Source organism: Spirosoma daeguense, from assembly GCF_054776875.1.
Genome location: NZ_BAAHBF010000002.1, coordinates 911515 through 936489 on the forward strand (window position 1 = coordinate 911515; position 24975 = coordinate 936489).

General features: G+C 46.4%; 24 protein-coding genes and 2 tRNA genes. 11 read left to right on the forward strand and 15 right to left on the reverse strand.

Features of this window, described 5'->3' with window-relative positions; genetic code table 11:
- Positions 1 to 16 precede the first annotated feature (16 nt).
- The 4 genes from ACYVD4_RS08595 to parS all read right to left on the reverse strand — a co-directional run bounded on the left by ACYVD4_RS08595 (position 17) and on the right by parS (position 3786).
- Positions 17 to 1474 (reverse strand): TolC family protein, encoded by a 1458-nt coding sequence (locus ACYVD4_RS08595; protein WP_460944441.1) that lies wholly within the window; start codon positions 1472 to 1474, stop codon positions 17 to 19.
- Positions 1475 to 1479: 5 nt separating this feature from the next.
- A complete protein-coding gene (locus tag ACYVD4_RS08600) occupies positions 1480 to 2745 on the reverse strand; it encodes an efflux RND transporter periplasmic adaptor subunit (protein ID WP_460944443.1) in 1266 nt (421 codons plus the stop codon).
- 166 nt (positions 2746 to 2911) lie between these two features.
- Positions 2912 to 3397: an RES family NAD+ phosphorylase gene (locus ACYVD4_RS08605; RefSeq protein ID WP_460944446.1), complete on the reverse strand. Its 486-nt coding sequence runs from the start codon at positions 3395 to 3397 to the stop codon at positions 2912 to 2914.
- Positions 3397 to 3786, reverse strand: a complete 390-nt coding sequence (gene parS / locus ACYVD4_RS08610) for a type II RES/Xre toxin-antitoxin system antitoxin (protein WP_460944448.1) — start codon at positions 3784 to 3786, stop codon at positions 3397 to 3399. Before parS ends, ACYVD4_RS08605 begins: the two co-directional genes overlap by 1 nt.
- A gap of 163 nt (positions 3787 to 3949) precedes the next feature.
- On the opposite strand from parS, the gene ACYVD4_RS08615 reads away from it, so the two are divergent.
- Complete coding sequence (locus ACYVD4_RS08615; protein ID WP_460944450.1) at positions 3950 to 6238, forward strand: GH92 family glycosyl hydrolase; 2289 nt, start codon at positions 3950 to 3952, stop codon at positions 6236 to 6238.
- Positions 6239 to 6422: 184 nt separating this feature from the next.
- Here ACYVD4_RS08615 and ACYVD4_RS08620 read toward each other — a convergent pair.
- The 3 genes from ACYVD4_RS08620 to ACYVD4_RS08630 all read right to left on the reverse strand — a co-directional run bounded on the left by ACYVD4_RS08620 (position 6423) and on the right by ACYVD4_RS08630 (position 8490).
- Positions 6423 to 6500 (reverse strand) — tRNA-Val (locus ACYVD4_RS08620).
- A gap of 89 nt (positions 6501 to 6589) precedes the next feature.
- A complete protein-coding gene (locus ACYVD4_RS08625; RefSeq protein ID WP_460944452.1) occupies positions 6590 to 7903 on the reverse strand; it encodes an MFS transporter in 1314 nt (437 codons plus the stop codon).
- A gap of 137 nt (positions 7904 to 8040) precedes the next feature.
- Complete coding sequence (locus ACYVD4_RS08630; RefSeq protein ID WP_460944454.1) at positions 8041 to 8490, reverse strand: hypothetical protein; 450 nt, start codon at positions 8488 to 8490, stop codon at positions 8041 to 8043.
- 117 nt (positions 8491 to 8607) lie between these two features.
- Here ACYVD4_RS08630 and ACYVD4_RS08635 point away from each other — a divergent pair, with 117 nt between their 5' ends.
- Together ACYVD4_RS08635 and ACYVD4_RS08640 are read left to right on the forward strand one after the other, a co-directional pair.
- Positions 8608 to 10251 (forward strand): T9SS type A sorting domain-containing protein, encoded by a 1644-nt coding sequence (locus ACYVD4_RS08635; protein WP_460944456.1) that lies wholly within the window; start codon positions 8608 to 8610, stop codon positions 10249 to 10251.
- Between the two features lie 51 nt (positions 10252 to 10302).
- Positions 10303 to 12366, forward strand: coding sequence for a thioredoxin domain-containing protein (locus tag ACYVD4_RS08640; protein ID WP_460944458.1), 2064 nt, complete (start codon positions 10303 to 10305; stop codon positions 12364 to 12366).
- A 21-nt stretch (positions 12367 to 12387) separates the two neighbouring features.
- Here the strand turns inward: ACYVD4_RS08640 and ACYVD4_RS08645 are convergent, their stop codons facing one another.
- Complete coding sequence (locus ACYVD4_RS08645) at positions 12388 to 12822, reverse strand: secondary thiamine-phosphate synthase enzyme YjbQ (protein ID WP_460944460.1); 435 nt, start codon at positions 12820 to 12822, stop codon at positions 12388 to 12390.
- Positions 12823 to 12944: 122 nt separating this feature from the next.
- Between ACYVD4_RS08645 and ACYVD4_RS08650 the strand changes: the two genes are divergently transcribed.
- Positions 12945 to 13781, forward strand: a complete 837-nt coding sequence (locus tag ACYVD4_RS08650; protein WP_460944462.1) for a toxin-antitoxin system YwqK family antitoxin — start codon at positions 12945 to 12947, stop codon at positions 13779 to 13781.
- 2 nt (positions 13782 to 13783) lie between these two features.
- Here the strand turns inward: ACYVD4_RS08650 and ACYVD4_RS08655 are convergent, their stop codons facing one another.
- The 7 genes from ACYVD4_RS08655 to ruvC form a co-directional block, all read right to left on the reverse strand.
- The gene (locus ACYVD4_RS08655) at positions 13784 to 14515 is read right to left on the reverse strand and encodes a pirin family protein (RefSeq protein ID WP_460944464.1); all 732 of its coding nucleotides are present in this window, start codon (positions 14513 to 14515) and stop codon (positions 13784 to 13786) included.
- An 80-nt stretch (positions 14516 to 14595) separates the two neighbouring features.
- Entirely contained in the window at positions 14596 to 15060 is a 465-nt protein-coding gene (locus ACYVD4_RS08660; protein ID WP_460944466.1) for a hypothetical protein, read from the reverse strand.
- A 12-nt stretch (positions 15061 to 15072) separates the two neighbouring features.
- Positions 15073 to 15825 carry a dioxygenase family protein gene (locus tag ACYVD4_RS08665; RefSeq protein WP_460944468.1) on the reverse strand — a complete coding sequence of 251 codons (753 nt, stop codon included), beginning with the start codon at positions 15823 to 15825 and terminating at the stop codon, positions 15073 to 15075.
- 66 nt (positions 15826 to 15891) lie between these two features.
- Positions 15892 to 16065 carry a Sec-independent protein translocase subunit TatA/TatB gene (locus ACYVD4_RS08670; protein ID WP_460944470.1) on the reverse strand — a complete coding sequence of 58 codons (174 nt, stop codon included), beginning with the start codon at positions 16063 to 16065 and terminating at the stop codon, positions 15892 to 15894.
- Between the two features lie 207 nt (positions 16066 to 16272).
- Complete coding sequence (locus ACYVD4_RS08675; RefSeq protein WP_460944472.1) at positions 16273 to 17004, reverse strand: LytR/AlgR family response regulator transcription factor; 732 nt, start codon at positions 17002 to 17004, stop codon at positions 16273 to 16275.
- Positions 17001 to 18110: a sensor histidine kinase gene (locus ACYVD4_RS08680; protein WP_460944474.1), complete on the reverse strand. Its 1110-nt coding sequence runs from the start codon at positions 18108 to 18110 to the stop codon at positions 17001 to 17003. The genes ACYVD4_RS08675 and ACYVD4_RS08680 overlap by 4 nt, the downstream gene beginning before the upstream one ends.
- An 84-nt stretch (positions 18111 to 18194) precedes the next feature.
- Positions 18195 to 18785: a crossover junction endodeoxyribonuclease RuvC gene (gene ruvC / locus ACYVD4_RS08685; RefSeq protein ID WP_460944476.1), complete on the reverse strand. Its 591-nt coding sequence runs from the start codon at positions 18783 to 18785 to the stop codon at positions 18195 to 18197.
- A 50-nt stretch (positions 18786 to 18835) separates the two neighbouring features.
- Between ruvC and ACYVD4_RS08690 the strand changes: the two genes are divergently transcribed.
- The 7 genes from ACYVD4_RS08690 (at position 18836) to ACYVD4_RS08720 (ending at position 24878) form a co-directional block, all read left to right on the forward strand.
- Positions 18836 to 19795: a lysylphosphatidylglycerol synthase domain-containing protein gene (locus ACYVD4_RS08690; protein WP_460944478.1), complete on the forward strand. Its 960-nt coding sequence runs from the start codon at positions 18836 to 18838 to the stop codon at positions 19793 to 19795.
- Positions 19792 to 20913, forward strand: coding sequence for a glycosyltransferase (locus tag ACYVD4_RS08695; RefSeq protein ID WP_460944480.1), 1122 nt, complete (start codon positions 19792 to 19794; stop codon positions 20911 to 20913). The genes ACYVD4_RS08690 and ACYVD4_RS08695 overlap by 4 nt, the downstream gene beginning before the upstream one ends.
- An 87-nt stretch (positions 20914 to 21000) precedes the next feature.
- Positions 21001 to 21648, forward strand: coding sequence for a polysaccharide deacetylase family protein (locus ACYVD4_RS08700; protein ID WP_460944482.1), 648 nt, complete (start codon positions 21001 to 21003; stop codon positions 21646 to 21648).
- Positions 21635 to 22639, forward strand: a complete 1005-nt coding sequence (locus ACYVD4_RS08705) for a glycosyltransferase family 2 protein (RefSeq protein ID WP_460944484.1) — start codon at positions 21635 to 21637, stop codon at positions 22637 to 22639. The genes ACYVD4_RS08700 and ACYVD4_RS08705 overlap by 14 nt, the downstream gene beginning before the upstream one ends.
- An 88-nt stretch (positions 22640 to 22727) precedes the next feature.
- Positions 22728 to 23531 carry a TatD family hydrolase gene (locus ACYVD4_RS08710; RefSeq protein ID WP_460944486.1) on the forward strand — a complete coding sequence of 268 codons (804 nt, stop codon included), beginning with the start codon at positions 22728 to 22730 and terminating at the stop codon, positions 23529 to 23531.
- 64 nt (positions 23532 to 23595) lie between these two features.
- Positions 23596 to 24720 (forward strand): asparaginase, encoded by a 1125-nt coding sequence (locus ACYVD4_RS08715; RefSeq protein WP_460944489.1) that lies wholly within the window; start codon positions 23596 to 23598, stop codon positions 24718 to 24720.
- Positions 24721 to 24791: 71 nt separating this feature from the next.
- Positions 24792 to 24878, forward strand: a tRNA-Ser gene (locus ACYVD4_RS08720).
- Positions 24879 to 24975 lie beyond the last annotated feature (97 nt).

Consider the following 24975-nt stretch of genomic DNA (forward strand, 5'->3'; position numbering starts at 1 on the left):
CCCCCTTCGCCCTATGCTATTTTATTTTCTGGTTATTTTCAAAATCGTATAAAGTCAATAAACGGAGCGTATAATACGCCTGCCAATAGTCACGTAGCGCCAGAATAGCATCGCGACGGGCGCGATCTTTATCCTGAATGGCAATACCTAAATCCGTTACGCTCAGGTCGCTGAGCTTGAACCGATCCTGCGCAATCTGGTAACGACTCTGGGCAATCTGGTCTGCTTTGGCTGTGAGTGTTACTTGTTGGCGTAGCATTTGCAAAAGCGTAACCTGTGTAAATATTTCCTGCTCAAACGTCAGTTTATCCTGTTCTACCGTCTGCTGCGTCAGCTCCTGATTCGCTTTGGCAGTTTCGACAATTGCCTTCGCCCGGCCCCAGGTCATGATAGGCAGCGTAAACTGCAACGATACGTACTCCCGATTCTGTGGATTTACATAAACATCACCTAGTCTCGGTCCCTGATTCGACAAGCCGTAACCCGCCAGCAACGTAGCATTCAGTCCGTTATTCTGACGCGCTTTTCCCAAATCGCGGCTCGCTTCCATCAATCGTCTGCGGAACCCAATTGCTGCCGACCGGTTAGCCGTGGCTTCATCTAATGCCCGCTTCACATCGACGGCAAATACTGGAATCTGATTCGGAATTGTCAGTTCGAAGAGCCGTGTCTGGTTGTTGGCATCTTCCCGATAGCCAATAAACGTTTTCAGCTTCAGCGACGACACTGCCGCCGTTTGCTGCGCCGAAGCCAGATCTTTTTCGGCATTCAATACGCTCAGTTGCAGTTGGAGTAAATCGTTTTGCGATATTTTGCCAAGGTCGAGCCGGTGGAGCGCAATACGGTATAACGTATCGTTATTGGCCCGGTTGGTTTCGGCAATTTGCAGATTCACCTGCGCCACTAGCAAATCGAAATACAACGTAGTGGCCGTTACCGAAACCTGTTCCAGATTTTCGATCAGTTGCTGACTTCCTTCGGCAAACAGAAGCGGCTGAATTTTCCGATCCCACCGCATCGGATTAAACTGAAACAGCGGCTGACTCAGGCCAATACCAAACGGAATGCCGTTGTAAAGGGTGTTATTCTGGATGAAATTATCGAACCGTTGAAGCTGCTTCTGCACAAAAATAGTTCCGCCCGTTGGGGCAATGGTCTGACTCAGCGACAGGTTCAGAATGGAATTATTGTACGAAACAGGTTCAAACTGGATGTTTCCGTCGGGCTGAATCACCTGCACATACGAGCGGGTAAAGTTTGGCAACGTACCGTCCAGACTAAGTTGCGGCTTGAACTGCGCCAGAAACGACCGATACGACCAAATGTTGGTACGTTGCTGCGTGTGCGCCCGTTTTGCCGCTACCGACTGATTCTGTGCCAGTTGCAACACCTCCGATAACGTCATCCGCTGCGTCTGCGCCAACGTTTGACTCATTGTCAGGAAACCAATCAGGAAAAGATAGAGACGGTTCATAACGGTTAACGGTTTGTTTTCGGCTCTATCGTAATTTCGTCCAGATTCTCGAATTCACTCAGATCGGTCAGGATAACCTGTTCGCCCGCCTGAACGCCTTTCTTAATTTCAACAAAATCGAAATTCGAAAGCCCTACCGTGATTTCCCGCCGATGTGCTACGTTGCTTCCCTTTGGCAGTATATATATGTACTGGCTCTTTTTCCCTTTAAACGTTGGCCCATTTGCTACGCGAACAGCCTTCGCTACGTTGTCGGTAACAACAAATACGTCGGCTTTCATATTCGGACGTAGTGATGCGTGTCGGTTGTTTTCCAATTGAATAACAAACTGGATTACACCATTTTTCACGGCCGGTTTTACCTGCGTAATCGTACCACGTAGATTTGAAGCGTTTACTTTGACAATTACCGATAAACCGACTTTTACTTGTTCGGCATATACATCAGAACAGGAACCTTCGACCCGGAAACTAGCGAGATCGGCGAGTTTGGCCAGCATTTCACCTTCGCTTACTGCCGAACCAACATTTTCATTTACCCACGTCAGCACACCTGGCCGGTCGGCCACGATGTCGGCGAGTTTGAGCTTGCGGTGCAGTTCTTTCTGGTTCTTTTCTTCAATCTGTGCCTGTAGTGTTGTTTCGCGAAGACTCGCTCCCATCGACTGACGGTTGTAGGTCAGATCATTTTCTAACTGTTTCTTTTCCAGTTCGGCCACACGCAGCGCATTTTCGGCACGTGTTACGTCTTCGACTGTATTCCCGCCAACTTTTTGCAGGCGACGTACTCCTTCCAGATCGGCTTTTAGTTTATTGATATTTAGCAGTTTGATCTGATCGTTGACTTCAGCGTCGTAAAGACTCTTGTTCAACTTCATCCGTAACTGATCGATGCCGTTACGTTTCAGTGCAAGCTGGTCATTGAGTTTTTCCAGTTCAATTTCTGTCAGCGATTTGTCGAGATCCAGAATTGGCTGACCGGGTTTTACTGACGTACCGGGCGTGAGTAATACACGCCGGATGCTGGCTCGAATGGGGCTAGTGATGACTTGTTCGAAAGCGGGGATGACCTCGCCCGTTGCACTGAGCGAATTTTCGACTGGGCCAATCTCTGCCGTTGCCATCCGAATCCGGCTGGCTTCAACGGACGTTTTCAAGGCAACCCGCATCCAGAATATGCCTCCCAGCAACGTAGCAACAACCGTGGCACCAATAAGCCAGTTTTTGCTACGACTACGATTTACTACGTCCGGTGCCAGTTCTTTATCCATTTTCTGTGTATGAGTTCACACAGAATAAGCCAAACGACGTGCCAGAGGCAAACTACTACGTATCAATGCGTTACAAACTATACTACAAAAAAAATGTGCGACTTCGCACACATTTTCGCGATTTCGCACAGGGGTTAACGATTATTATAAACGGCACAATTTATGGCTACGTAGCGGTTGGCAATCGCGGATCAATCGGATACGGTTCAATTCGTATTACCTGACATTCTGCTCGTAACGGATGCAATGGATCAAGTAATACGTTGCGTGATGGCGATAGGGACACTACCGCCGACGGCAATGCGATACACAACGTACCATGCAGACGAAACTGAGTATCCATAAATTGGGGTAATCCAGTTGGTGTTACGTGTGGATTATTCCAACCAACCGGTAACTCTTTTGCGTCAAGCCATGTAATTGACGCATCAGGAATTTCTATTTCGCACAAAATTAAAGGCGGCAAATCAGCAAGGGGAGTTCCATCCAAATGAACCATATATTCGAGAAAACACAATTCAGGAGTTGTAGCGGTATAGACCATCGGGCGACCCCGTACATTCCACCGTCCTCCATGTAATTGCGCACCGATGCCATCTAGTATGGAATCTCGATGCGTGTTAGTCTGGATTCGATATACTTTCGTTGCCATTAACTAAAAACGCCGTATTCGATCCGCCCTAGAATATCTTCAACCAATTGAATCCCTGTTGAACTATCCATCAGGTCCAATGGCGACTGATTATCCAGTAGCTGCAATGGACGTCGGAGCCAGCGTGTAAACTTGCCTTTGTCCTGAAAAACGGTTTCGCCATACGTAGCCAGTCGAGTTAGCAGCAAGAGTCGTTCAGACGTTGGTGCATCCAGATGCGACAAACGAACCTGCCGGTGAAATGTTGCCACAGATTGGTTGATCAGCCGAGCCATTTCTTTATCAGTAACACCCAATAGTCCAGCTACTTTACCTGTTTCGGCCCCCGCCAGCCCCTGCCGTGAACGGTCGATTAGTTGAAGCGGGCTAAGTGATGTATTGACTGTCATGTGAATTATCGTTAAAAAACGAATCTAATTAGACTCATTTGATAGCAATATAACGCGCTTTTGCATCATTTGATTACAAATGGCATCAAAATGACAATTTTCAGCCGAGGAGTCATGTGCTTCCGAAAGCTTTTCGTAGTTTTTCGCTTTCAATCCTAATCAAATGACCAAGATTACATATACCCTTCTTCTGCTGTTCTTTAGTTTTCTTTCTTTTGCTCAACAAAATCTGGTGCCTTACGTCCATCCCATGATTGGTACCGAAAAAATGGGGCACACATTTCCGGGCGCTACCGTACCATTTGGAGCGGTTCAGCTCAGTCCGGATTCCGATACGTTGTCATACGAATTCAATGGAAAGTACAACGGCGATGTCTATAAATACTGTGCAGGCTACAAATACGAAAACAAAACCATTGTTGGTTTTAGCCATACCCATTTCAGCGGAACGGGCCATTCCGACCTCGGCGATTTTCTGATTATGCCTACGCAGGGCGCGTTGCAGCTCAATCCGGGTACAGAATCGAATCCGAAAAGCGGTTATCGGTCCGCGTTTTCACACGCAAACGAGGTTGCCGAAGCGGGTTACTACAAAGTCAAACTCGATGATCATAATATTCTGGCCGAGCTGACAGCCTCGAACCGGGTTGGTTTTCACCAGTATACGTTTCCTAAATCCGATCAGTCGCATATTATTCTCGACCTAACTCATGGCATTTACAATTACGACGATAAAGTGGTCTGGACCTATGTTCGGGTTGTAAACGATACGTTGATAACGGGTTATCGGCAAACCAACGGCTGGGCCCGTACAAGAACCGTTTATTTTGCGCTATCCTTCTCAAAACCGTTTAAATCTTACGGCCAAAAGAGTGACGATAAACCACAGGTGTACAAAGGGTTCTGGCGGAAATTTGACCAGACAAAGAATTTTCCTGAACTGGCAGGCAAAAAGCTTCGGATGTATTTCGATTTCGATACGCAGGAAGGTGAGAAAGTGAAACTAAAAATGGCGATTTCGCCAGTAAGTCAGGAAAATGCCCTCGCCAATATGCGTGCCGAAGTACCGCACTGGGATTTTGATCGGGTAAAAACGCAGGCACAGGCGGTCTGGAATCAGGAGTTAAACAAAATTCAGATCGACGCTTCGGATAACGACAAGGTAAATTTCTACACGTCGTTGTATCATACATTCGTCAATCCAACGACGTATATGGACACAAATGGCCAGTATAAAGGGCTGGATCAGGACGTTCATAAGGCCAACGGGTTTACGAACTACACGACGTTTTCGCTTTGGGATACCTATCGGGCACTACACCCGTTTTTCAACCTGATACAGCCATCCCGCAACAACGATATGGTGCATTCGATGCTGACGCATTATGATCAGAGTACGTTGAAAATGCTGCCCATCTGGTCGCACTACGCCAACGACAACTGGTGCATGAGTGGTTATCACAGCGTATCGGTTCTGGCCGATGCCATCATCAAAGGCGTTTTTAAAGGCGATGCTCAGAAAGCGTTGGATGCTTGTATTGCTACGTCGAATCACCGTGATTACGAAGGAATTGGCGACTATATCGACAAAGGATACGTACCGGCATCGGCGAATAGCAACTCGGTTTCGAATACGCTGGAATATGCTTACGATGATTGGTGCATTGCCCAACTGGCGAAAAAATTAGGCCGTCAGGACGTGTATGCTACGTACCAGAAGCGGGCCGAAAACTGGAAAAACGTGTATGACAAGTCTATCAATTTCATGCGGCCACGGCTCACCGACGGTACGTTCAAACAAGAGTTCGACATATTGAGCACGCATGGACAGGGCTTTATCGAAGGTAACTCCTGGAACTTCAGTTTCTTTGTTCCGCAAGACCCTGCTACGTTGGTGCAGTTTATGGGTGGTTCTAAGAAATTTGCTACCCGGCTCGATACGTTGTTTGCCATGAATCTGCCCGATAAGTTTTTCGCCGAAACCGAAGACATCACACGCGAAGGTATCATTGGCGGCTACATTCATGGCAACGAACCCGCTCACCACGTAGCATATCTATACAACTGGGCTGGTCAGCCGTGGAAAACGCAGGAGCGTATCCGCATGATTCTCAACATGCAATACAAACCCACGCCCGATGGCTTGGGCGGCAACGACGATTGCGGTCAGATGAGCGCGTGGTATATGTTCTCGTCGATGGGCTTTTATCCGGTTGCACCCGGTTCGGAAGAGTATGCGTTAGGAAGCCCATCGGTGAAAAGCGCGAAACTTCAGCTCGAAAATGGCCAGACGTTTACTGTTGAAGCCATCAATCAGAGCGCAAAAAATGTATATGTGCAGGAGGTGTTACTCAATGGCAAGCCCCTCACCCAGCCCGTCATTACGCACAGCGAGATTCTGAAAGGTGGTAAATTGACTTTTTACATGTCGGCCAAACCGGTGAAGAAATAATAAAGTAACCTTACTAAAATAGGGCAACTAGTCTTTAGATTTTCGATATTAACAGACAAATTAGTCGATGCTGCTATTGGGCAGGATGCGTATGTGCAGCAACAAATTCTTTTCTTAAGCTGATGTGCTCCAAAAGATGAGCAAAAAGAAGGGCTGACTACACATTCATGTAATCAGCCCTTTTTGGTAGGAAGTAGCGGGCTCGAACCGCTGACCTCTGCTCTGTCAAAGCAGCGCTCTGAACCAACTGAGCTAACCTCCTTCAACTAATGCATAATTGAAAATGAATAATGATTGTCTTTATATCCATTAATCATTGTGCATTACTCATTCCCCTAAGGGATTGCAAACTTACAAAACTTCCTCTTTTTCCAAATGGGTGTGGTAGATTTTTTGCGAAGGAATACGCCAAAGCAGCAAAAATCCAATCACAAATAAAACCAGTAAAGCCAGCACTGAATTTCGCATACTTCCCGTTAGTTGCTCAATTAATCCGTAAACCAGCGTACCAAATACGATAGATGTTTTTTCGGTTACGTCGTAAAAACTAAAATAGGAAGCGGTGTCGGTTGTGGCCGGAATGAGTTTAGAATACGTTGAACGTGAAAGTGATTGAATGCCACCCATAACCAACCCAACAACAGCCGCCAGCACAAAAAACTGAGTCTCCGTCTGAACGTAGTACGCAGCCGCACAAACGAAAATCCAGATGCAGACGGCCACCATCAGGGCATACGTATTACCGATACGTTCCGACAGGCGCGAAAAACCATAAGCTCCCGGAATAGCAACCAATTGAATCAGCAAAATGGTGATAATCAGGCTTTGGCCGGGAAGCCTAAGCTCGTCGCTCCCGAAAATAGTGGCTACGTACATTACTGTCTGAACGGCCATATTATACACAAAAAAGGAAATCAGAAATCGTTTGGCCAGTGGGCGTTCCTGTAAATCAGCCCAGACATGGCGAAGTTCTTTAAAGCCATTCAATAGATAGTTTTCGGCTTTTCCCGTTGCCTTTCTTACCCCGTCGGGCAAGCGACTGAATGGAATCTGGGCAAAAACAATCCACCAGACACCTACTGTCAGAAAGGCCAATCGCGACGCCATACCTTCGGATATATTACCGAACCATTCCCGTTTCAGAATCACGAGCAGGTTGAAAATCATCAGCAGTACGCTACCCAGATACCCCATCGAAAAACCACGGGCACTTACCCGGTCATACTGATCTTCGGTGGCAATATCGGGCAGGTAGGAATTATAGAATACGATACTCCCACTCCAGCCAATCAGACTGATCCAGAAGCAGATAACAGCGAACGTAGTGGTTTCCTGAACGAAAAAATAGAGTAAACTACAACTGACGGCTCCTGTGTAGCAAAACACCTTCATGAATGTTTTTTTTCGGCCGCTATAATCGGCAATAGCCGTACAGATAGGTGATAAAAGAGCCGTGAACAGAAAGGCAAATGAGATGGTATACGAAAACAGGACCGAATTTTTTATTGAAATTCCCAGAAAGTCTATTACTGGCCCGCCTGCTTCATTCAGAGCAGTGGCCGAGAAATAGACAGGAAAAATACTCGATACTATAACGAGCGAATGCACCGAGTTTGCCCAGTCGTAGAACGTCCAGGCGGTGAGAATGCGGGGATTATTTTTCATCCAATGGATTAGTGAGGTCGGAAGGAATTGCCGAAGTTATTGGCTCAGCTACGTATTTGCCAATTCAATATTAAAAATTTTTATAGCCCCACTACATATCATCTGCTACGTGCTTATAAAGTTAATGTACCCATCGGTTATATAGCCGGATCAAACTCCAGATTAATGTCGGTATCTTTCCCGTCGACTGGAGCACGCTGACGCAGGATGAATTTGCTACGTGTCAGTTGAATGATCGGAAAATTGCCTTTAAAACCCGTTACATCTACGTCAATGGATTTATTGTCGGCGGCAAGTTTCCAGGACCCTCCGTTAATGACCGAGTTCGATTGTTTAGGATCTAATGCCCGCACGGTTCCATTATTTCGAAACTGCATATCCAGATCAAAAACTACCTGTGTGGTTAAATTCAGACGACTCCGATTGATTTCCTGCCCTGCTACGTCGGAGACCCGCTTCATTCGCCAGTTATTGGCCACCAACAAATCTGATTGGGAGTCAGCCGTGATAGGACCATCATCTTTCTTGCAACCAATCAGGCCATTCACGAAAATTGTTAACACAATCAGTAATCGAAGCTTATTCATAACGAATTGATTTTGATGGAATAATCGGCCCGATGGACCAATTTGTTGATATACTACGTTATCAGTTAAACGGTCAACGCCCTTAAAATTCTGTAGTTTTAACCCAAATTAAAAACAATGCGGGTTTCTTTTGGCATTTTCGTTACGTATTTCCTAGGTTTTTGGGTAACAACTGGCTCAATAACGGTAGCTCAGCAGTGCGCCGACCGGCTCACCTTTACACCCGTTAGCCAGCCCAATCAGATTGAGTGGAACAAATTTCCGGATTTTACCCTACCCTTTCCGGTTATTTATGGCGGCCCTCGCTTTTCCGACACACAGGCCAGTCCGCTACGTCACGGCTTTAGTCATGTAACGGATGTTCAACCCAGCGAGTTTGGTTCGCTTGTGAAACCACAACAACGGGCAGTTGTTTATTATGGTGTTGCAACGGGTTTAAATCAGCCCTGGGAAACAATTGAAAGTCCGTGGGGCAACGACCTTACCGCCTTTCGGGTTAAATGGGATCGTTTTCTTTTAGAACTGTCGGGCGGAGAGAAAAATGCAAACGGACTTTATGTTATTCCGATGAACCGATTTGCGCTGGACATTGAACGACATCTGGAAACCGATACTCGAATACTACGTATTAAACAGGACTCGCGCATTCCCGAAACGTACCGACGGCTTTCAGATGCTGATTTTGTTGCTGCCTACAAAAAGGACATGCGCAATCTCTACGCCGAAGCTATGCGGTATATGCGGCAACGTGCCGATTTTACGGGTGTTAGTGTTACCAGTTACGCCGATACGCCCGTGCTGAATACGTACCTGAACGTACCGACATTTAGCTGGAACGACTGGAAATCGAATCTGAATCTGACCAATTATATGGTGCAGGACTCTACCGGACGTAGCATTGGCGGCCCTTACTACAATCAGCTCGATGCGCTTTCACCGTCGGCTTATTATTACTACGATTACCCCAATCCCTTAGCGCAGGATTATCTGGCTTATCTGCTGTTTCAGGTTGAAATTCAACGTGCCTGGAGTACTAAGCCCGTTGTACCCTGGGTCTGGCTGCGGTATCACGACGTATCAAGCAGTTACCTGAGTTTTGTGCAACCGTTTATGGCTGAAGCAACCGCCATCTTTCCGTTTTTCTCAGGAGCAGCCGGTTTATGGCTCTGGGAAAACCCTACTCTGGCCCCAACCCGCACCGATAATTATGCAGCTTACGAGCATTTTACGCATGGTTTGTATCGGTTGTCGCGCTTTGCTGATATGTTTCAGGGAACGTATGAGTTGGTCATTGAAACACCCGCTCGCGATCTGATGGACAAGCAATTGCCCGTTTGGCGTGGCGTTGTTAAAGGAACTCAAATCCTGATTGCGGCCCAGAATCCGTATGCTGCCGATGGACAGAAAACAAGTCTGACTGTGCGCTACAAAAACTGGCAACGTAGCATTGAATTAACTGGGCGTGAAGTGTATTTATGCCGTTTCGACATGAACGCCATTACAGCCAGCGAGCCTATTCTAGCCAATGCCAAGGTGTTTCCCAACCCAGCACAAACAGTGCTGACCGTAACCTTTCAGAAACAACCCATACGGTCAACCGAGCTTGTTCTGCTGAACACAACCGGGCAGGCTGTGGTTAGAAAATCGGTTGGCAGTATTCAGGAAACGCTACGTATCGAAAGTCTGCCCGCCGGATTGTATGTACTTCAGATTCGAAGCGACAGCGAAACACAGACAAAAAAAATCCTGATTAGTCGCTAGTTACTACCGTCAGAGCCGACCACAATTTTTGTCTAACGACTATTAATGATCATGGCCAATCAACTGCAATACGAAACCAGCCCTTATTTGCTTCAACACGCCAGCAACCCCGTCGATTGGTATCCGTGGGGTGAGGAAGCCTTGAACCGGGCGATCGACGAAAATAAACCTATTTTGGTCAGTATTGGCTATTCGGCCTGCCACTGGTGCCACGTCATGGAGCACGAATCGTTCGAAAAGGAGAACGTAGCACAAGTGATGAACGAGCACTTCATTTGCATTAAGGTTGATCGGGAAGAACGGCCCGATGTTGATGCAATTTATATGGATGCTGTGCAGGCTATGGGCGTACAGGGTGGGTGGCCGCTCAACGTATTTCTGATGCCCGACGCCAAGCCGTTTTATGGCGTTACGTATCTACCCACAAAAAACTGGCTAAACCTCCTCGATAGTATCCAGAATGCTTTCGTCGAACATCACGACGATCTCGCAAAATCGGCGGAAGGCTTTGCCACAGAACTCAATATTACGGATTCAGAGCGGTATGGATTGACAACAACCGATCCACTTTTTGCACCTGAATCACTCGATGAGCTTTATCGTAAGGTACTGGTCAAAGCCGATGCCGATAAAGGTGGTATGCTACGTTCGCCGAAATTTCCGATGCCGAGCATCTGGCGTTTTCTGCTACGTTATCATGCTGCAATGGGCAATGAATCTGCTACGTCGGAACGGGCACTCCAACAAGTTAAAATAACTCTTGACCGGATGGCGCTGGGCGGCATTTACGACCAGCTAGGCGGTGGTTTTGCCCGTTACTCAACCGATGGCGACTGGTTTGCGCCCCACTTCGAGAAAATGCTGTACGACAACGGTCAGTTGCTCACACTGTATGCCGAAGCGTATAGCCTAACCAAAAGTCCACTCTACAAACACATTGTTTACCAGACGATTGGGTTTACTCAGCGTGAATTGCTAAGTCCTGAAGGTGGATTTTACTCGGCACTCGATGCTGATAGCGAAGGCGTTGAAGGTAAATTTTATACGTTCACTACGCCCGAACTACAGGAAATTCTGGGCGACGATTACGAATGGTTTGCCAGCCTTTACCATCTTACCGACAAAGGTAACTGGGAACATGGGCGTAATATCTTGCATCGTATTGAACCCGACGAAGCGTTTGCCGAACGAATGGGCTGGTCGTTGGAAGATCTGAATGTTCGGCTCGATGCTACGCATACGCGCCTGCTTCGGGTACGTAACGAACGGATACGTCCGGGGCTTGACGACAAAATCCTTTGTTCATGGAACGGTCTGATGCTGAAAGGACTGGTTACGGCTTATCGTGTTTTTGGCGAACCGGATTTCTTAACACTGGCTCTCCGCCTTGCGTTTTTCCTGCTGAAAAAAATGCGCGACAGTCGCAATGGTCGGCTTTGGCATTCCTACAAATCAGGCCGTGCTCGTCAGGCTGGTTTTCTTGAAGATTATGCCGCCGTAATTGATGGATTGCTGGCTCTTTATCAGGCCACTTTTACGGAAAGCTGGCTCACCGAAGCCGACCAGCTAACACAGTACGTACTAGCCAATTTTTCCGATACACGGCAAACCGACAACGGTACTGATCCACTGTTTTTCTTTACCGATAAAAACGGAGAAGAACTTATCGCTCGTCGGAAAGAACTGTTTGATAACGTAATACCATCGTCAAATTCGATGATGGCCGAGAATTTATACACGCTAAGCCTGCTTCTCGAACGTCCTGAATACGCTGAACGAGCTGATCAGATGTTGGGCCAGCTACAACCATTGGTTCAGCAAAATGCCGATTTCCTGACCAACTGGGCGTCGCAATTTGCGCTACGTGCCCGTCCTACCGCCGAAATTGCCATTGTCGGCCCAGCAGCCGATACGTATCGAACCGAAATCGATGCTACGTATTACCCAAATAAAGTACTCGTTGGCACCACCGACAAGAGCGATTTACCGCTACTCCAGCAACGTAGCACAATCGACGGAAAAACAGCGGTATACGTCTGCTATAACCGGGCCTGCCAACTTCCCGTTACCAGTATTGACGATGTTTGGCGGTTGTTGAAACGAGATAATGTATAATGTTTTTCAGAATCTTTTTCATTATTCATTATCAATCTCACCCCAGGCCGTTAAAACCAGGGTTCGGCGGCCGCCGTCGTTGCGGTGTTCGCCGAGGTAGATGCCCTGCCATGTTCCAAGATTCAACTGGCCGTTTGTGATGGGTATGGTTACGGAATGCCCTAACATCGCGGCTTTCAGATGCGCGGGCATATCGTCGGAGCCTTCGTAATCATGCTGAAAATAGGGTTCGTTTTCGGGTACAGCTTTGTTGAAAAATCGCTCAAAATCACCACGAACGGTCGGGTCGGCATTTTCATTGATGGTCAGGCTGGCCGAGGTGTGCTGAATAAATACCTGTAAGACTCCCACACGAATTTGCTCCAATTCGGCCAATTCGCGTTCAATAATCCGGGTAATCAGATGGAAACCACGCGGATAGGCAGGTAGTCGGAATGTATGTTGAAAAACGGTCATAGAAGGCAAACTACAATCAGATGAGTAGACTTAAAAATTTAACCAGTTTATAGTAACACTGGTTGTCCCGATTGCTTATTTTTGAGTAAGCCACAGCGATCACTCAACGAAACAACAAACTGATGAACATTGTCTACTTTCTGATAGTTGGTCTGCTGATTTTTCAGTCAGCCAAAGCCGCTGCGCCTTCCGACACGCTACGTCATACGCCCGGCAATGTAGAACGTCGTTCTCATACCGACTACAACGAAGAAATTCTTTACTTCGGTAAGCACAACGATCATTTCACGGTTCGGATATTTCACAAAAACGGAACCTTGTTTCGCATCGATTCGTACTCCCTACTGCCCAAAACTCTGTCCAATGGCTTTCAACTCGACAGTTTAAGTCGCATTCAGCATCATGGCCCAACAAAAATCATGTACCCATCGGGACAGGTTTATGTAACCTGCGAGTATAAAGAAAATCTGTTACAGGGGCCGTTTATGGTCTTTTATGAAGATGGTGCCATCAAACGGCGTGAATTTTACCGACATGGGCGATTAGCCAAAAGCAAATGCTTTGCCACCGATGGACACGAGCAGAAATGTGAGCCCTTTTATCAGGCAGCTAAATTTCTGGGCAAAACAAAAGACCTTCAGACGTACCTCAAACAAAAACTGGAACCCGTTCTCGACGGCGAACAGGTCCGAAACGTAATGGCTACGTTACTGATCAACGAAATCGGACAGATTATTCGGGTCTATGTTGATGTCAGAGCGACATCAGCGGCACAGGGGCAAGTAGAAACGGTTCGCAACTACGTTCAGCAGGTTATTCGAAATATGCCCGAGTGGACACCCGAAAAACTAAACTGGAAAGCCGCTATTAATGATGGTAAAGCTATTTCATCGACTTGCGTACTATCTATTTATCGCATCAATGGAGCCATTCAGTACCAGCTCAATTACCAAATGTAAGATCAGGCAATTACCGGATTCATCGGAATCTCCAGCAGCAGCAAAATCGCATTATTCGATAAGGCTTCAAAATCAATCTGCTGATTTTGTAAGGTAGACAAGGCTAATCCGTCGCGCTCATGGAGCAATCGGTTCTGCGCTTCAAAAGCACCACTCAGCACAAAAACAAATGCACCATTCGCGGCCGATTTTAGTTGGTAGATTTCCTCCGCCCGGCCATCATATCGGCCAATATAAGCCTGAAAAGAAGCTTCATCCGTTACGTAGTGCTGCGTCCTAGCAGCAAAAAGAACGAGTTTGTTTTGGGTCGATAAATCGAATTCTATCTGGTTGATTTTAGGCTCAAAATGCGTAGCATCGCTCGTGAGCCAGATTTCGACATAATTGATCAATTCTGTTTCGTAGGGGTTACTGATTTCGTAAGTCATACCCGCAGCCAATCCGAAAACCTGCGCCTGGCCTGCTTCCAGAAAACCTGCACCCAAAGAAGTCCGATACGCCAACCCACCCACAATCGGCAGAATGATCACTTCGGTATTTTGTTCAACCGTCATGCTGATGCTACGTCCGGCCTGTAACGTATTGTCGTTCAGAACCTGTAGCGGCCCAAACGGCTCCCGGCTATCAGCAACGTAACGCCCGAAATTGAATTCGTGATAGCTCCTAAAAAAATCAACTTCTGAATGGCCTCGCTGATCGGATAAATAAATCTGGGCTTCTGTCTGGGTATCCATAAACTAAAGAGAAACTTGCTGGAGATCAGGTACTGCTACGTTCTGAACCGAGGCAATGCTCAGGTAAGGTTGCAACTTAATCATATCTGTATCAACCGCTTTTGCCCTTGTTGGAATGCTTCACACTGATCGCCATAAGCAATGAGCAACATATCGCCAATGGTATCGATCCAGGTAACGGGCTCGCTGTAAAAGAGGATGGCAATTTTGTGAGCCAGTTTGTCGGTCAGGTGCGAATGAATAATTTCGAACTTGAACTGCGTAAACGGCAGGCATAATTTACCCGACGTATTCAACACGTCAGGTATTTGCCCCTGTAGTTGTCGAATGTACCCAATGGCGGCCGTACTGGTCTGAAAATGAAGCCGGTCGGCATTGGGTACGTTATCGAGCAACTCCTGAAACGTAGTGAATTTATTCTCCTGATTATAGAATTGTGCCTGCATATAAAACTCCATGTAGGTATCTTCGAACACATACTTATCCCACAGTTTCTGCGAAGATGCATCGATGATTTTGCGATAACTCAGGTGAATAAGGCGCATAGCTTTGTCAGTTTATCCGTTGACCACAATTGTGTGTGTGAGCGTATATCCGCCCGACAAGCTGCCCGATACGGTGGCTAATTCGTTGGTATAACCATCGCTAAATACGTTATCTCGTTCGTTTAGCGTATCCTGCGCTCCTTTCGTATAACCGTACGACTGGCCAGTGGTGTAAACCGTGTTACAAATATCATACGGAAAAGCAATCTGGGTTACCAGCAATGATTTGCCCAATGCGTTGTAGATGTGTACGTGAACGTGTGGAGCACGACCCGAATACCAACCGGGGAAAATCGACGTAAACGACACCAGCCCATTTGCATCGGTGGTCTGACGACCACGCAGGAAGTGGACGCTGGTATAGTTGGTGCTTTGCATACCCGTTCCGCCGTATTCCGAATAGTTACCAGACTTATCGCAATGCCAGACATCTACCAACGCACCGGCCAGTGCAGCACAGCTACTATTGGCATTTTTAATGGTGATGTTCATTGTAAACGCTACGCCCGTTTGGCCATCGGTAATATCTTTCCGAACGTAGCTGGCTGGGTTCTTCGTCGGGAAAGGCCCTTCGGTTTCGGTGTTGGTAACAGTACAGTTACTGGCCGAGCTACCATTGGTTGAGCCTGTTGAGGTGCTGGTGCCCGTACCGGTAGTAGTAGTTGGGTCAACTTCGGTTTTTGAGCAGCCACCAATCAGTGGAGCAACGGCCGCAATACCGAGTAAACTGCCAAATCCGCGTTTCAAAAATTCGTTACGTTCCATGTTTATGAATCAATTGTAGTAGAGAAAATAAATTGGGTTAATAGAGTGGGCATTCCGTTTTTTCAATCATTTATTGATCGACACCTCGTCAATTGAGGCTTTTACATCGTTAGTTGCATCCTTAAACTCACGGATGCCCTGCCCCAGACCACGCGCCAGTTCGGGCAGTTTTTTTGCGCCGAAAAACAGAAGTAGTACACAGATAATCAGGACAATTTCGGAAGCTCCCAGACCTAACATAGTTGAATGTTGCTTGTAAATACGTTGTAGTTGTTTACTCTTATTATCGCTGGCAACACGTGTTTCGTTGCATCCGCAAGCTACTTGTAGGTAAATGACCGGATTGTGTCGGTAAATCGATTCCGGGCGGTTCCTGAAAAAAACACCCCGAAAACGTCATGTTTCCGGGGTAGTGAATTCATGTATCACAATTAAAAAACTACGTATTCATCGGCTAAAACGGCTCTGAAAATCAGCCTCATAACTAGCTCCAATTGGTATTTCCCGGCCGTCCATAAAGATGGTTTTATTACGTACAGCGTCAATACGATTTAGCGGAACTATAAATGACCGATGCACCCGAATAAAATCAGACGCAGGTAATCGCTCCAGCATCGCTTTCATGGTCATACGGGCCACAATCGGCCTTGCTACGTCGGCTTGATTTCCGGCTTGCAGGTGAATTTTCAGGTAATCATCCAGTCCCTCAATCAGTACAATATCTTTGAGCGCGATTTTGTGAAGCGTGTAATCAGCCCGAACGTAGAGATAAGCTTCGCTCTTACTTTCCGAACGCTGCCATCGGTAATAGTCATTGGCTTTGTTCACCGATTGCAAAAATCGGTCGAACATGAAAGGCTTCAGCAGGTAATCAACGGCACTGAGTGTAAACCCTTCCACAGCATATTCTGCGTAGGCAGTCGTAAAAATCACCATCAACGGTTGCTTTTCTTCGCGTTTCGCATTATCGGTCAAAGACTTATAAAAATCAATTCCCGACACAGACGGCATGTTAATGTCCAGGAACAACAAATCGACCGGAAACTGCTCCAGATAACGTAGCGCTTCGTCGGTACGGGTAAAGGTTTTTTGCAGGTCAATGAATTCGACCTGCTGACAAAAATGCGTCAGCACACGTAGTGCCGGTGGTTCATCATCTAAAGCGATGGCACGTATCATGACAACGTAATGGCTAAATCGACGGTAAAACTATCGGGTTTGTCGCTAATCTCCAGCCGATGCAGGTTCGGATATAACAAGTTTAGTCGAGCTTTGGTATTCGTAAGCCCTATCCCGCTGGCAACGGCCATTGGCTGAAAAACATGCACTTTTCGGTTGAATACGTAGCATTGTAGATTCGTCTCGCCAATGGTTATTCGAATCAGAATTTCGGAGGATTCTTCGGGACTGACTCCGTATTTAAATGCATTTTCAATAAACGAAATCAGAAGTAACGGTGCAATAAGTTTCCCATTGGGCTGACCAGTTACCGTAAATTCTATTTTCACGGAATCATCTATTCTCAGTTTTTGCAATGCTACGTAGTGGCTGATGTAATCCAGTTCATTAGCCAGCGAAACCCGATTTTTCTGCGAATCCTGAATAACGTAGCGCAGAAACGACGATAGTTTCACAATGGCATCGGCGGCTGGTGGCGAATCAATGATTGCCAGTGCATAAATGCTATTCAACGTATTGAACAGAAAATGCGGATTAATCTGTGCTTTCAGGTACGAAAGTTCAGTTTCAATTTTTTCGCGTTCGGTTTCGCGAAGTCGGTTGTTTACTCGAATAGCTAGCGCCAGTAATAAACCAGCCACTGTCAGAAAAAACGTCTGACTTATTTCGGGTGGAAACCCCGAGCGGTCGGGTGGAGGCCACGGCAATCGAGAATTGTCTGGTGGCGGAAAACGTCGATTTTCGCCTGAAAATGGTCGTTCAACATCATTCTGTTTAGGCGGGCGAAACCGGTTTTCTCTAAACGGGTGAGGTGCCTCCCGATTAATGATCACCAATACACTTTCAATAAACAGAAAACAACTTACCGCACATACACCATAAAGAACGTAGCGACGGTTGAAATATAATCTGGGAATGAGGACGTAGTAATTGAGGTAAAAGAAAACAATCGTAATCAGGTACGACACTACGTTACGTCGTTCGTGTGGATTGTAAGGAAGTTCTGCCAGTTTGGAGAAACCATCCGACGAAAAAAGATAAGGCAACGCCAGAAACGTCAGACAGCCAAACACATGAATGGCAATGGTCGAAAGCCGCTTTGTCATGCCGGGAAATTACAGCGCAATCGGCGAACCGAGTACAGAGCCACCGAAAATTGGGATTAACCGGGCAAATGTGTCGGTCAATTGCTACATAATCCGATTTGAATTTTCGCTCACAAACGCACCCCATGCCCCTTTTTTCGTCTTTTTACCGGAAACAGTAGGCAATGCATTTTCGTGAAAATGATGGCATATAGCTATAGCCAGCGCATCAGTTGCATCGAAATATTTAGGGTCCAGTTCTTCACGCAACAAATGACTCACCATCTGCGAAACCTGCTCCTTCGAGGCATTTCCGTTGCCCGTTACCGACTGTTTGATACGCCGGGGGGCATACTCAACAATTGGAATATTCCGCGATAAGGCAGCCGCCATTACCACACCCTGTGCCCGACCTAATTTGAGCATAGCCTGCACATTTTTCCCAAAAAATGGGTCCTCAATCGACATCTCGTCGGGGTGACATTCGTCGATGAGCCGCAGAATGGTATCGTAGAGTTTCTGGAGCTTCAGTTGGTAGGTCGTATATTTGTTCAACTCAACTACTCCATACTGCATCATGCGCATAACCCCTGCTTTCACCGAGATAACGCCATAGCCGGCGATCTGGGTGCCGGGATCTACGCCGAGGATAATTTTCTCGGGTTGTTGTTCGGATGGCTTTGGAGCAATAATCATGGAGTTGGGTCGTAAAGATTTCTTACAAAGTAACGTGTTCTCCCATTGTTTTGTCGCTACTATCGGGCAAAAAATTCATTTTCTGGGCAAAAACAGCCGTTTTTGCTGGCCTTGTTCTCTACATTGGCTACGTAATCCGTCAACAATACGTCGACTGGCATCTCGTGGCAGCTTTACTACGTTCTGTTCGTTATCCCGAACGCTGGTTTATTGGTCTTTTTTTACTGACGCCCATAAACTGGGGCTTCGAAGCGTTGAAGTGGCAGATTTTACTACGTAGGATCGAAAACACTACGTTTAAAGAAGCGTATCGGGGGGTTTTGGTAGGGGTCTCGCTGGGTTTTGCCCTACCCGCGCAACTAGGCGATACGGCCGGACGTGTGCTTTCATTACGTACGAATCGAGCCAAAGCAATAGGCGCTTCTATGGTTTCGGGGGGCATGCAATTTTACGTAGCACTCGTATTCGGAACAATAGCCTGGGGTTATTACCTAAAGGCGGCTCCCGAACGTAGCAATTCGGCCAGTAATTGGTTGTTGGCCGTACTCATTACGTTATCAATGGGCGGTATTCTGTTTGGTTTACTACGTAGACAGTTGGTGCGCTGGCTCGAAAATCGAACTAGATTTAAACGATTTTCGGAGTACTGGAACGTAGCAGGTTTATATTCCGATACCGAAATCATTCAGGCGTTAAGTATGGCTGCTATTCGCTACGTCATTTTTTCAGTACAGTTTTATCTGGCAATGCGACTTACAGGTATAGATTTACCTTTAAACGTAGCAGCATCAGGAATTGGGGTTGTATTTCTGGTAAAAACCATAACGCCAGCATTCAATTTATTGAGTGATTTGGGTGTTCGGGAAGCGGCTGCCCTATGGGTATTTTCGCCGTTCGACATCCCCGCTCCTATCTTGCTGACTGCAACACTTACGCTCTGGGTCGCCAATTTGCTGACGCCCGTATTAATCGGCCTGATTTGGGTCTGGAAACTAAAAATCAGTCGATGACGCTATTTCTGCTCTTCATAAGTGGTCTATACGCACTTTTCACATTTATACTCTGGCTTACCTGGCTTCGGATTCCTTCTGTTTCGACAAATTCATTTTCAGAAAATGGGGCATTTATAACCGTAATTATTCCCGTTCGAAACGAAGCCGAAAACATTGCGAATCTGTTACAGGATTTGAGTCGGCAAACGTATGCGAATTTTGAGGTGATTGTGGCCGACGATTCCTCTACCGACGCTACGTTGTCGATTGTTCAGCAATACGTTTCTCAGGTGCCTTTTTCACTACGTCCGCTGCCCTTGTCAGATGAACGAACAGCTTCTCCCAAGAAACGGGCAATAACCCAAAGCATCGCACTAGCAGTCGGCGAACTCATTATTACAACCGATGGCGATTGCCGCATTGGAGCCAACTGGCTGGCATCATTTGCTACGTCTTATCAACAAACTGGCGCAAAATTGATATCGGGCCCGGTAACCTTTACAACCGAACGTAGCGTTTTTGACTCCTTACAAACAGTTGAGTTCGCCAGCCTGATTGGTTCAGGTGCCTGCACAATGGCGCTCGGTTTTCCAACCATGTGCAACGGTGCGAATCTTTGCTACGTAAAGGAAGTATTTACGGAGGTCGGCGGCTTTGCCGGTGTTGATCATCTAGCGTCGGGCGACGATGAGTTTCTGATGCACAAGATTGCAGCTCGCTATCCTGATCAGATCCAGTTCATGAAAAGTGCCGATGCGATTGTGCAAACCGGGGCGCACCGTTCGTGGCAGGCATTTTATAACCAGCGGAAACGTTGGGCCAGCAAATGGAGAGCTTATACGAGTGTGTTGCCCTCCATGCTGGCCATTTTTATTTTTTTAAGTAATGCGATGCCGTTGGCAGCAATACTAGGCTATTGGCTCGAATTTTTAAACGGAACAACGGCCTTTGTCGTTATCCTGTTGAAGGCTTTGCCAGAGTTTTTGTTTTTACGGCAAGTTCTTGTTTTTTTACAAAAAAAATCGTCAGTAGCTTTCATTCCGCTGACGCAACTTATTTACCCATTTTACGTCCTATTTTTCGGGCTGGCCGCTCAAGGAAAAGGATACACCTGGAAGGGAAGAAAACTTAACTGATCTATGGTGTAGGATATAAGATGTATGACTTATTAACCGAGTCAGCAACGTATATCATATACCACACATCCTATATCATACATTATTTTGGGCTTATTTCTTCATAAATCTAACTTTCTGCTTAGAACGGTATATCCTGAATGCTGGTGGAAAATAGAGGATAATTCCGATCCTACGATTTATCTGACCTTCGATGATGGTCCGATTCCCGACGTAACCGAATTCGTTCTGGAACAGTTGGATAAATTTGCGGCTCAGGCTACGTTCTTCTGCATTGGCGATAATGTCCGTAAACATCGGGATGTCCTGTACAAAGTGCTTGAGGCCGGACACATGGTTGGTAACCATACGTTCAATCACCTCAATGGCTGGCGTACCGACGATGCTACGTATCTGGAAAATATCCAAAAATGCCAGCAGGAATTAGGCGTTGAAACAGACTTATTTCGCCCGCCTTATGGCCGGATTCGAAAGTCGCAGGTAGCCGAGGTTATGGAGTCATATTCGATTGTGATGTGGGACGTACTGAGTGGTGATTTTGACCAGTCTTTACCTGCCGAAAGCTGCCTTCGCAAAACCATTCAATATACCGAACCGGGTTCTATTGTGGTCTTTCACGACAGCCTGAAAGCCTGGCCTACCATGCGCTACGTTCTGCCTCGTATGCTTGCCCACTTCGCCGAAAGAGGCTTTTCGTTCAGAGCCGTTCCGCAGCCAATTTATGCCGGTTACTGAATCTTTACCCGTCGTAAGCATTTTAATTGCCGCCCGAAACGAGGAAGCTTCTATATTGAACTGTTTACGAGCCATAGACCTTCTTCACTACGTTCCCGGTACAGTTGAAGTGCTCATTGGCAACGACCAGTCAACCGATCAGACCCGGCAACTAATATCTGATTTCATCTCTGACAAACCGACGTATCATTTGATCGACGTTACGTCTACTTTAAGAGGGTTACAAGGAAAAGCAAACGTACTGGCCCAATTGGCCCATCGTGCCCGAGGCCAATTGCTATTTTTTACAGACGCCGACACACAGGTTCCTACCGATTGGTTAACCGAAATGAGCCGCCAATTAACGGCACAAACGGGTATTGTTACGGGCATTACGTTACCCGAGGGCTTCGGAATACTCTCACGACTACAAACAATCGACTGGTTATATAATCTGACATTAACCCACATTATCAGCAGTTTAGGCATTCCAGTAACCGCTATGGGGAACAATATGGCGGTGAGTCGGGTAGCGTATAAGGCCGTTGGTGGCTACGAGTCACTCCCCTTTTCAGTTGTTGAAGACTATACCCTGTTTAAGTCAATCGTTTCTAAAGGATATAACTTTCGCAACCTGCTCAATCCGAACGTATTAGCCTCAACAGAACCCGTAACAAGCGTTCAGGCACTTTTCCGGCAACGGAAACGGTGGATGCGTGGAGCTATGCAGTTGCCATTCTGGATGGTGCTTTCATTATTGGGTCAATATCTGATAGCCCCATTACTTTTTCTGATAGGCTGGTTTGCGCCTGGGCTGGCAATAGGCCTGTATCTGGCCCGACTCTTACTGCAAACAACCGTTATTTCATACAGCCTGAGCAGACTCGACCGAACCAGCTTATTACCCTATGCGTTGCTATTTGACATATATCAACTCATTTTCGGGCCATTGGCTGTGATTTACTACGTATTGCCAACGGCAATTGAATGGAAAGGCCGAAGCTATAAGTGAGTTTGGGATTATAGGTTATAAAGTTGTAGGGTTATAATGTTATGTACTTTATAACCCTACAACTTTATAACTCTACAACTATTTTACAATGACATTAATCGATACACACGCTCATATTTATGATGATCAGTTTGCTCAGGATCGGGAAGCAATGCTTCAACATGCCGAAAACCAGCAGATTAGTCAGATATGGATGCCGAATTGCGCTCGCGAAACCGTAGCCGGTATGATGGCCCTGGCCGATCAGTACCCTGAGCGCTGTTTACCAATGATGGGGTTACACCCTGCTTATGTGAACGATACATTCGAAGAAGAATTAGCTGTAGTTGAGGAAGCTCTAAATCGTAATGCTTTTATGGCCGTTGGCGAGATCGGCCTTGATTTTTATTGGGATATGAGTTTTGTTGACCAGCAATTTACCGCTTTTGAAACGCAGTTACGTTGGGCATCCCAACAACAACTTCCTGTTTCGATGCATACCCGCTCAGGACACGAACGTAACGCCTTTGCCGAATCGGCCGATTTAATCGAAAAACTTTCTTTGCCGAATTTGACAGGCATTTTTCATTGTTTCGTCGGTACACTGGATGAAGCCAATCGAGCCATCGATATGGGGTTTAAATTAGGGATTGGTGGCGTTGTTACGTTTAAAAATGGCGGTTTAGATAAAGTGTTGCCACACGTCGGTCTTGAGCATCTCGTTTTGGAAACAGATGCTCCTTATCTGGCTCCTGCTCCCTATCGGGGGAAACGTAACGAGCCTGCTTATATACAGCTAATTGCCCAGCGAATAGCCGATCTCAAACAAGTCCACATCGACGACGTAGCACGCCATACAACAGCTAATGCGATGTCACTTTTACCAATGTTATATTCAAATTTACTTCCTTAAAATCCGAGTTCATTGTCACATTGTCGATTACACCAATGTTTGACAATCCATTTACTACGTCAAAATGACATATAAAACCATTCACATCAAACCCCGTTCGTCGAACAAACCTCAAGCTTCCGTATTAGTGATCTATACGGGCGGTACGTTCGGAATGGTGTATGATCAGCAAGCGGGTCAGTTAGTACCTTTCGATTTCGAGCGTGTTCTTGATCGACTACCCGAACTCCAACGACTCGATTTCGATATTTCGATGTTAACGTTAGAAACGATCATCGATTCATCGAATATGAAGCCTGAGGTATGGATCGAACTGGCGCATATTATTCAGGATAATTATGCCCATTACGATAGTTTTGTTATTCTGCACGGCACCGATACAATGGCATATACAGCCTCTGCACTGAGTTTTATGCTGGTTGGGCTAAATAAACCGGTAATCTTAACCGGAGCACAGTTACCTATTGGTGTTGCCCGAAGTGATGCCCGCGAAAATTTTCTGACTGCACTTGAAATTGCGGCTGCCCTGGATTTTACAGTCACTGAAATAGATGAATACGCCAACCCTCGTCCGATGGTTCCTGAGGTTTGTGTGTATTTTAATTCATTATTACTTCGCGGCAACCGATCTTCCAAACGGGAAAGTGTCCAGTTTAATGCCTTTGTCTCTGAAAATTATCCCCATCTGGCCACAGCAGGCGTTAGTATCGATTATAATCGCCCATTTATTCAAGCCTATCAACCGGATCAGGAATTAAGTATTTATACCGTTCTTGATCCAAACGTAGCAGTCCTGAAGCTTTTTCCGGGTATCACACAACCAATTGTAGAATCGATACTTAATACTCCCGGTTTACGCGGTATTGTTCTGGAAACCTTTGGTGCTGGCAACGCTCCTACCGATACGTGGCTTCTGGATACGCTAAAGGCAGCCATTGACAGAGGCATGGTAATTTTTAACGTATCGCAATGTCAGGGCGGTCGTGTTACCCAGGGCCAATATCAGACCAGTATGCGTTTACTGCAAATAGGCGTTGTTAGTGGTTCCGACATCACGTTTGAGGCTGCTATAACTAAACTTATGGTGTTACTTGGCCGTGAAAGAGTACAGGATTCGGTTTCAGCTACACGTCTACGCACATTACTTGCTCAGCCGATCTGTGGAGAGATAAGTGATTTTGTTGCTTAGTCCAAAAACTTTTTAATCAGAAATCTTGCGTTATTAATTCCAATCGCCCATTTTTGCAGTCCCAAAGTCGAAGAGAGCTGCCGGAGTGGTCGAACGGGTCTGATTCGAAATCAGAAGTACTCGCAAGGGTACCGGGGGTTCGAATCCCTCGCTCTCTGCCGCAAACATTTTTAGTCGTTTGATTCTCACCGAGCCGCATTACCAAAATGCGGCTTTTTTGTTTAATCGCACATTTTACCGCCTTTACTCGCAACG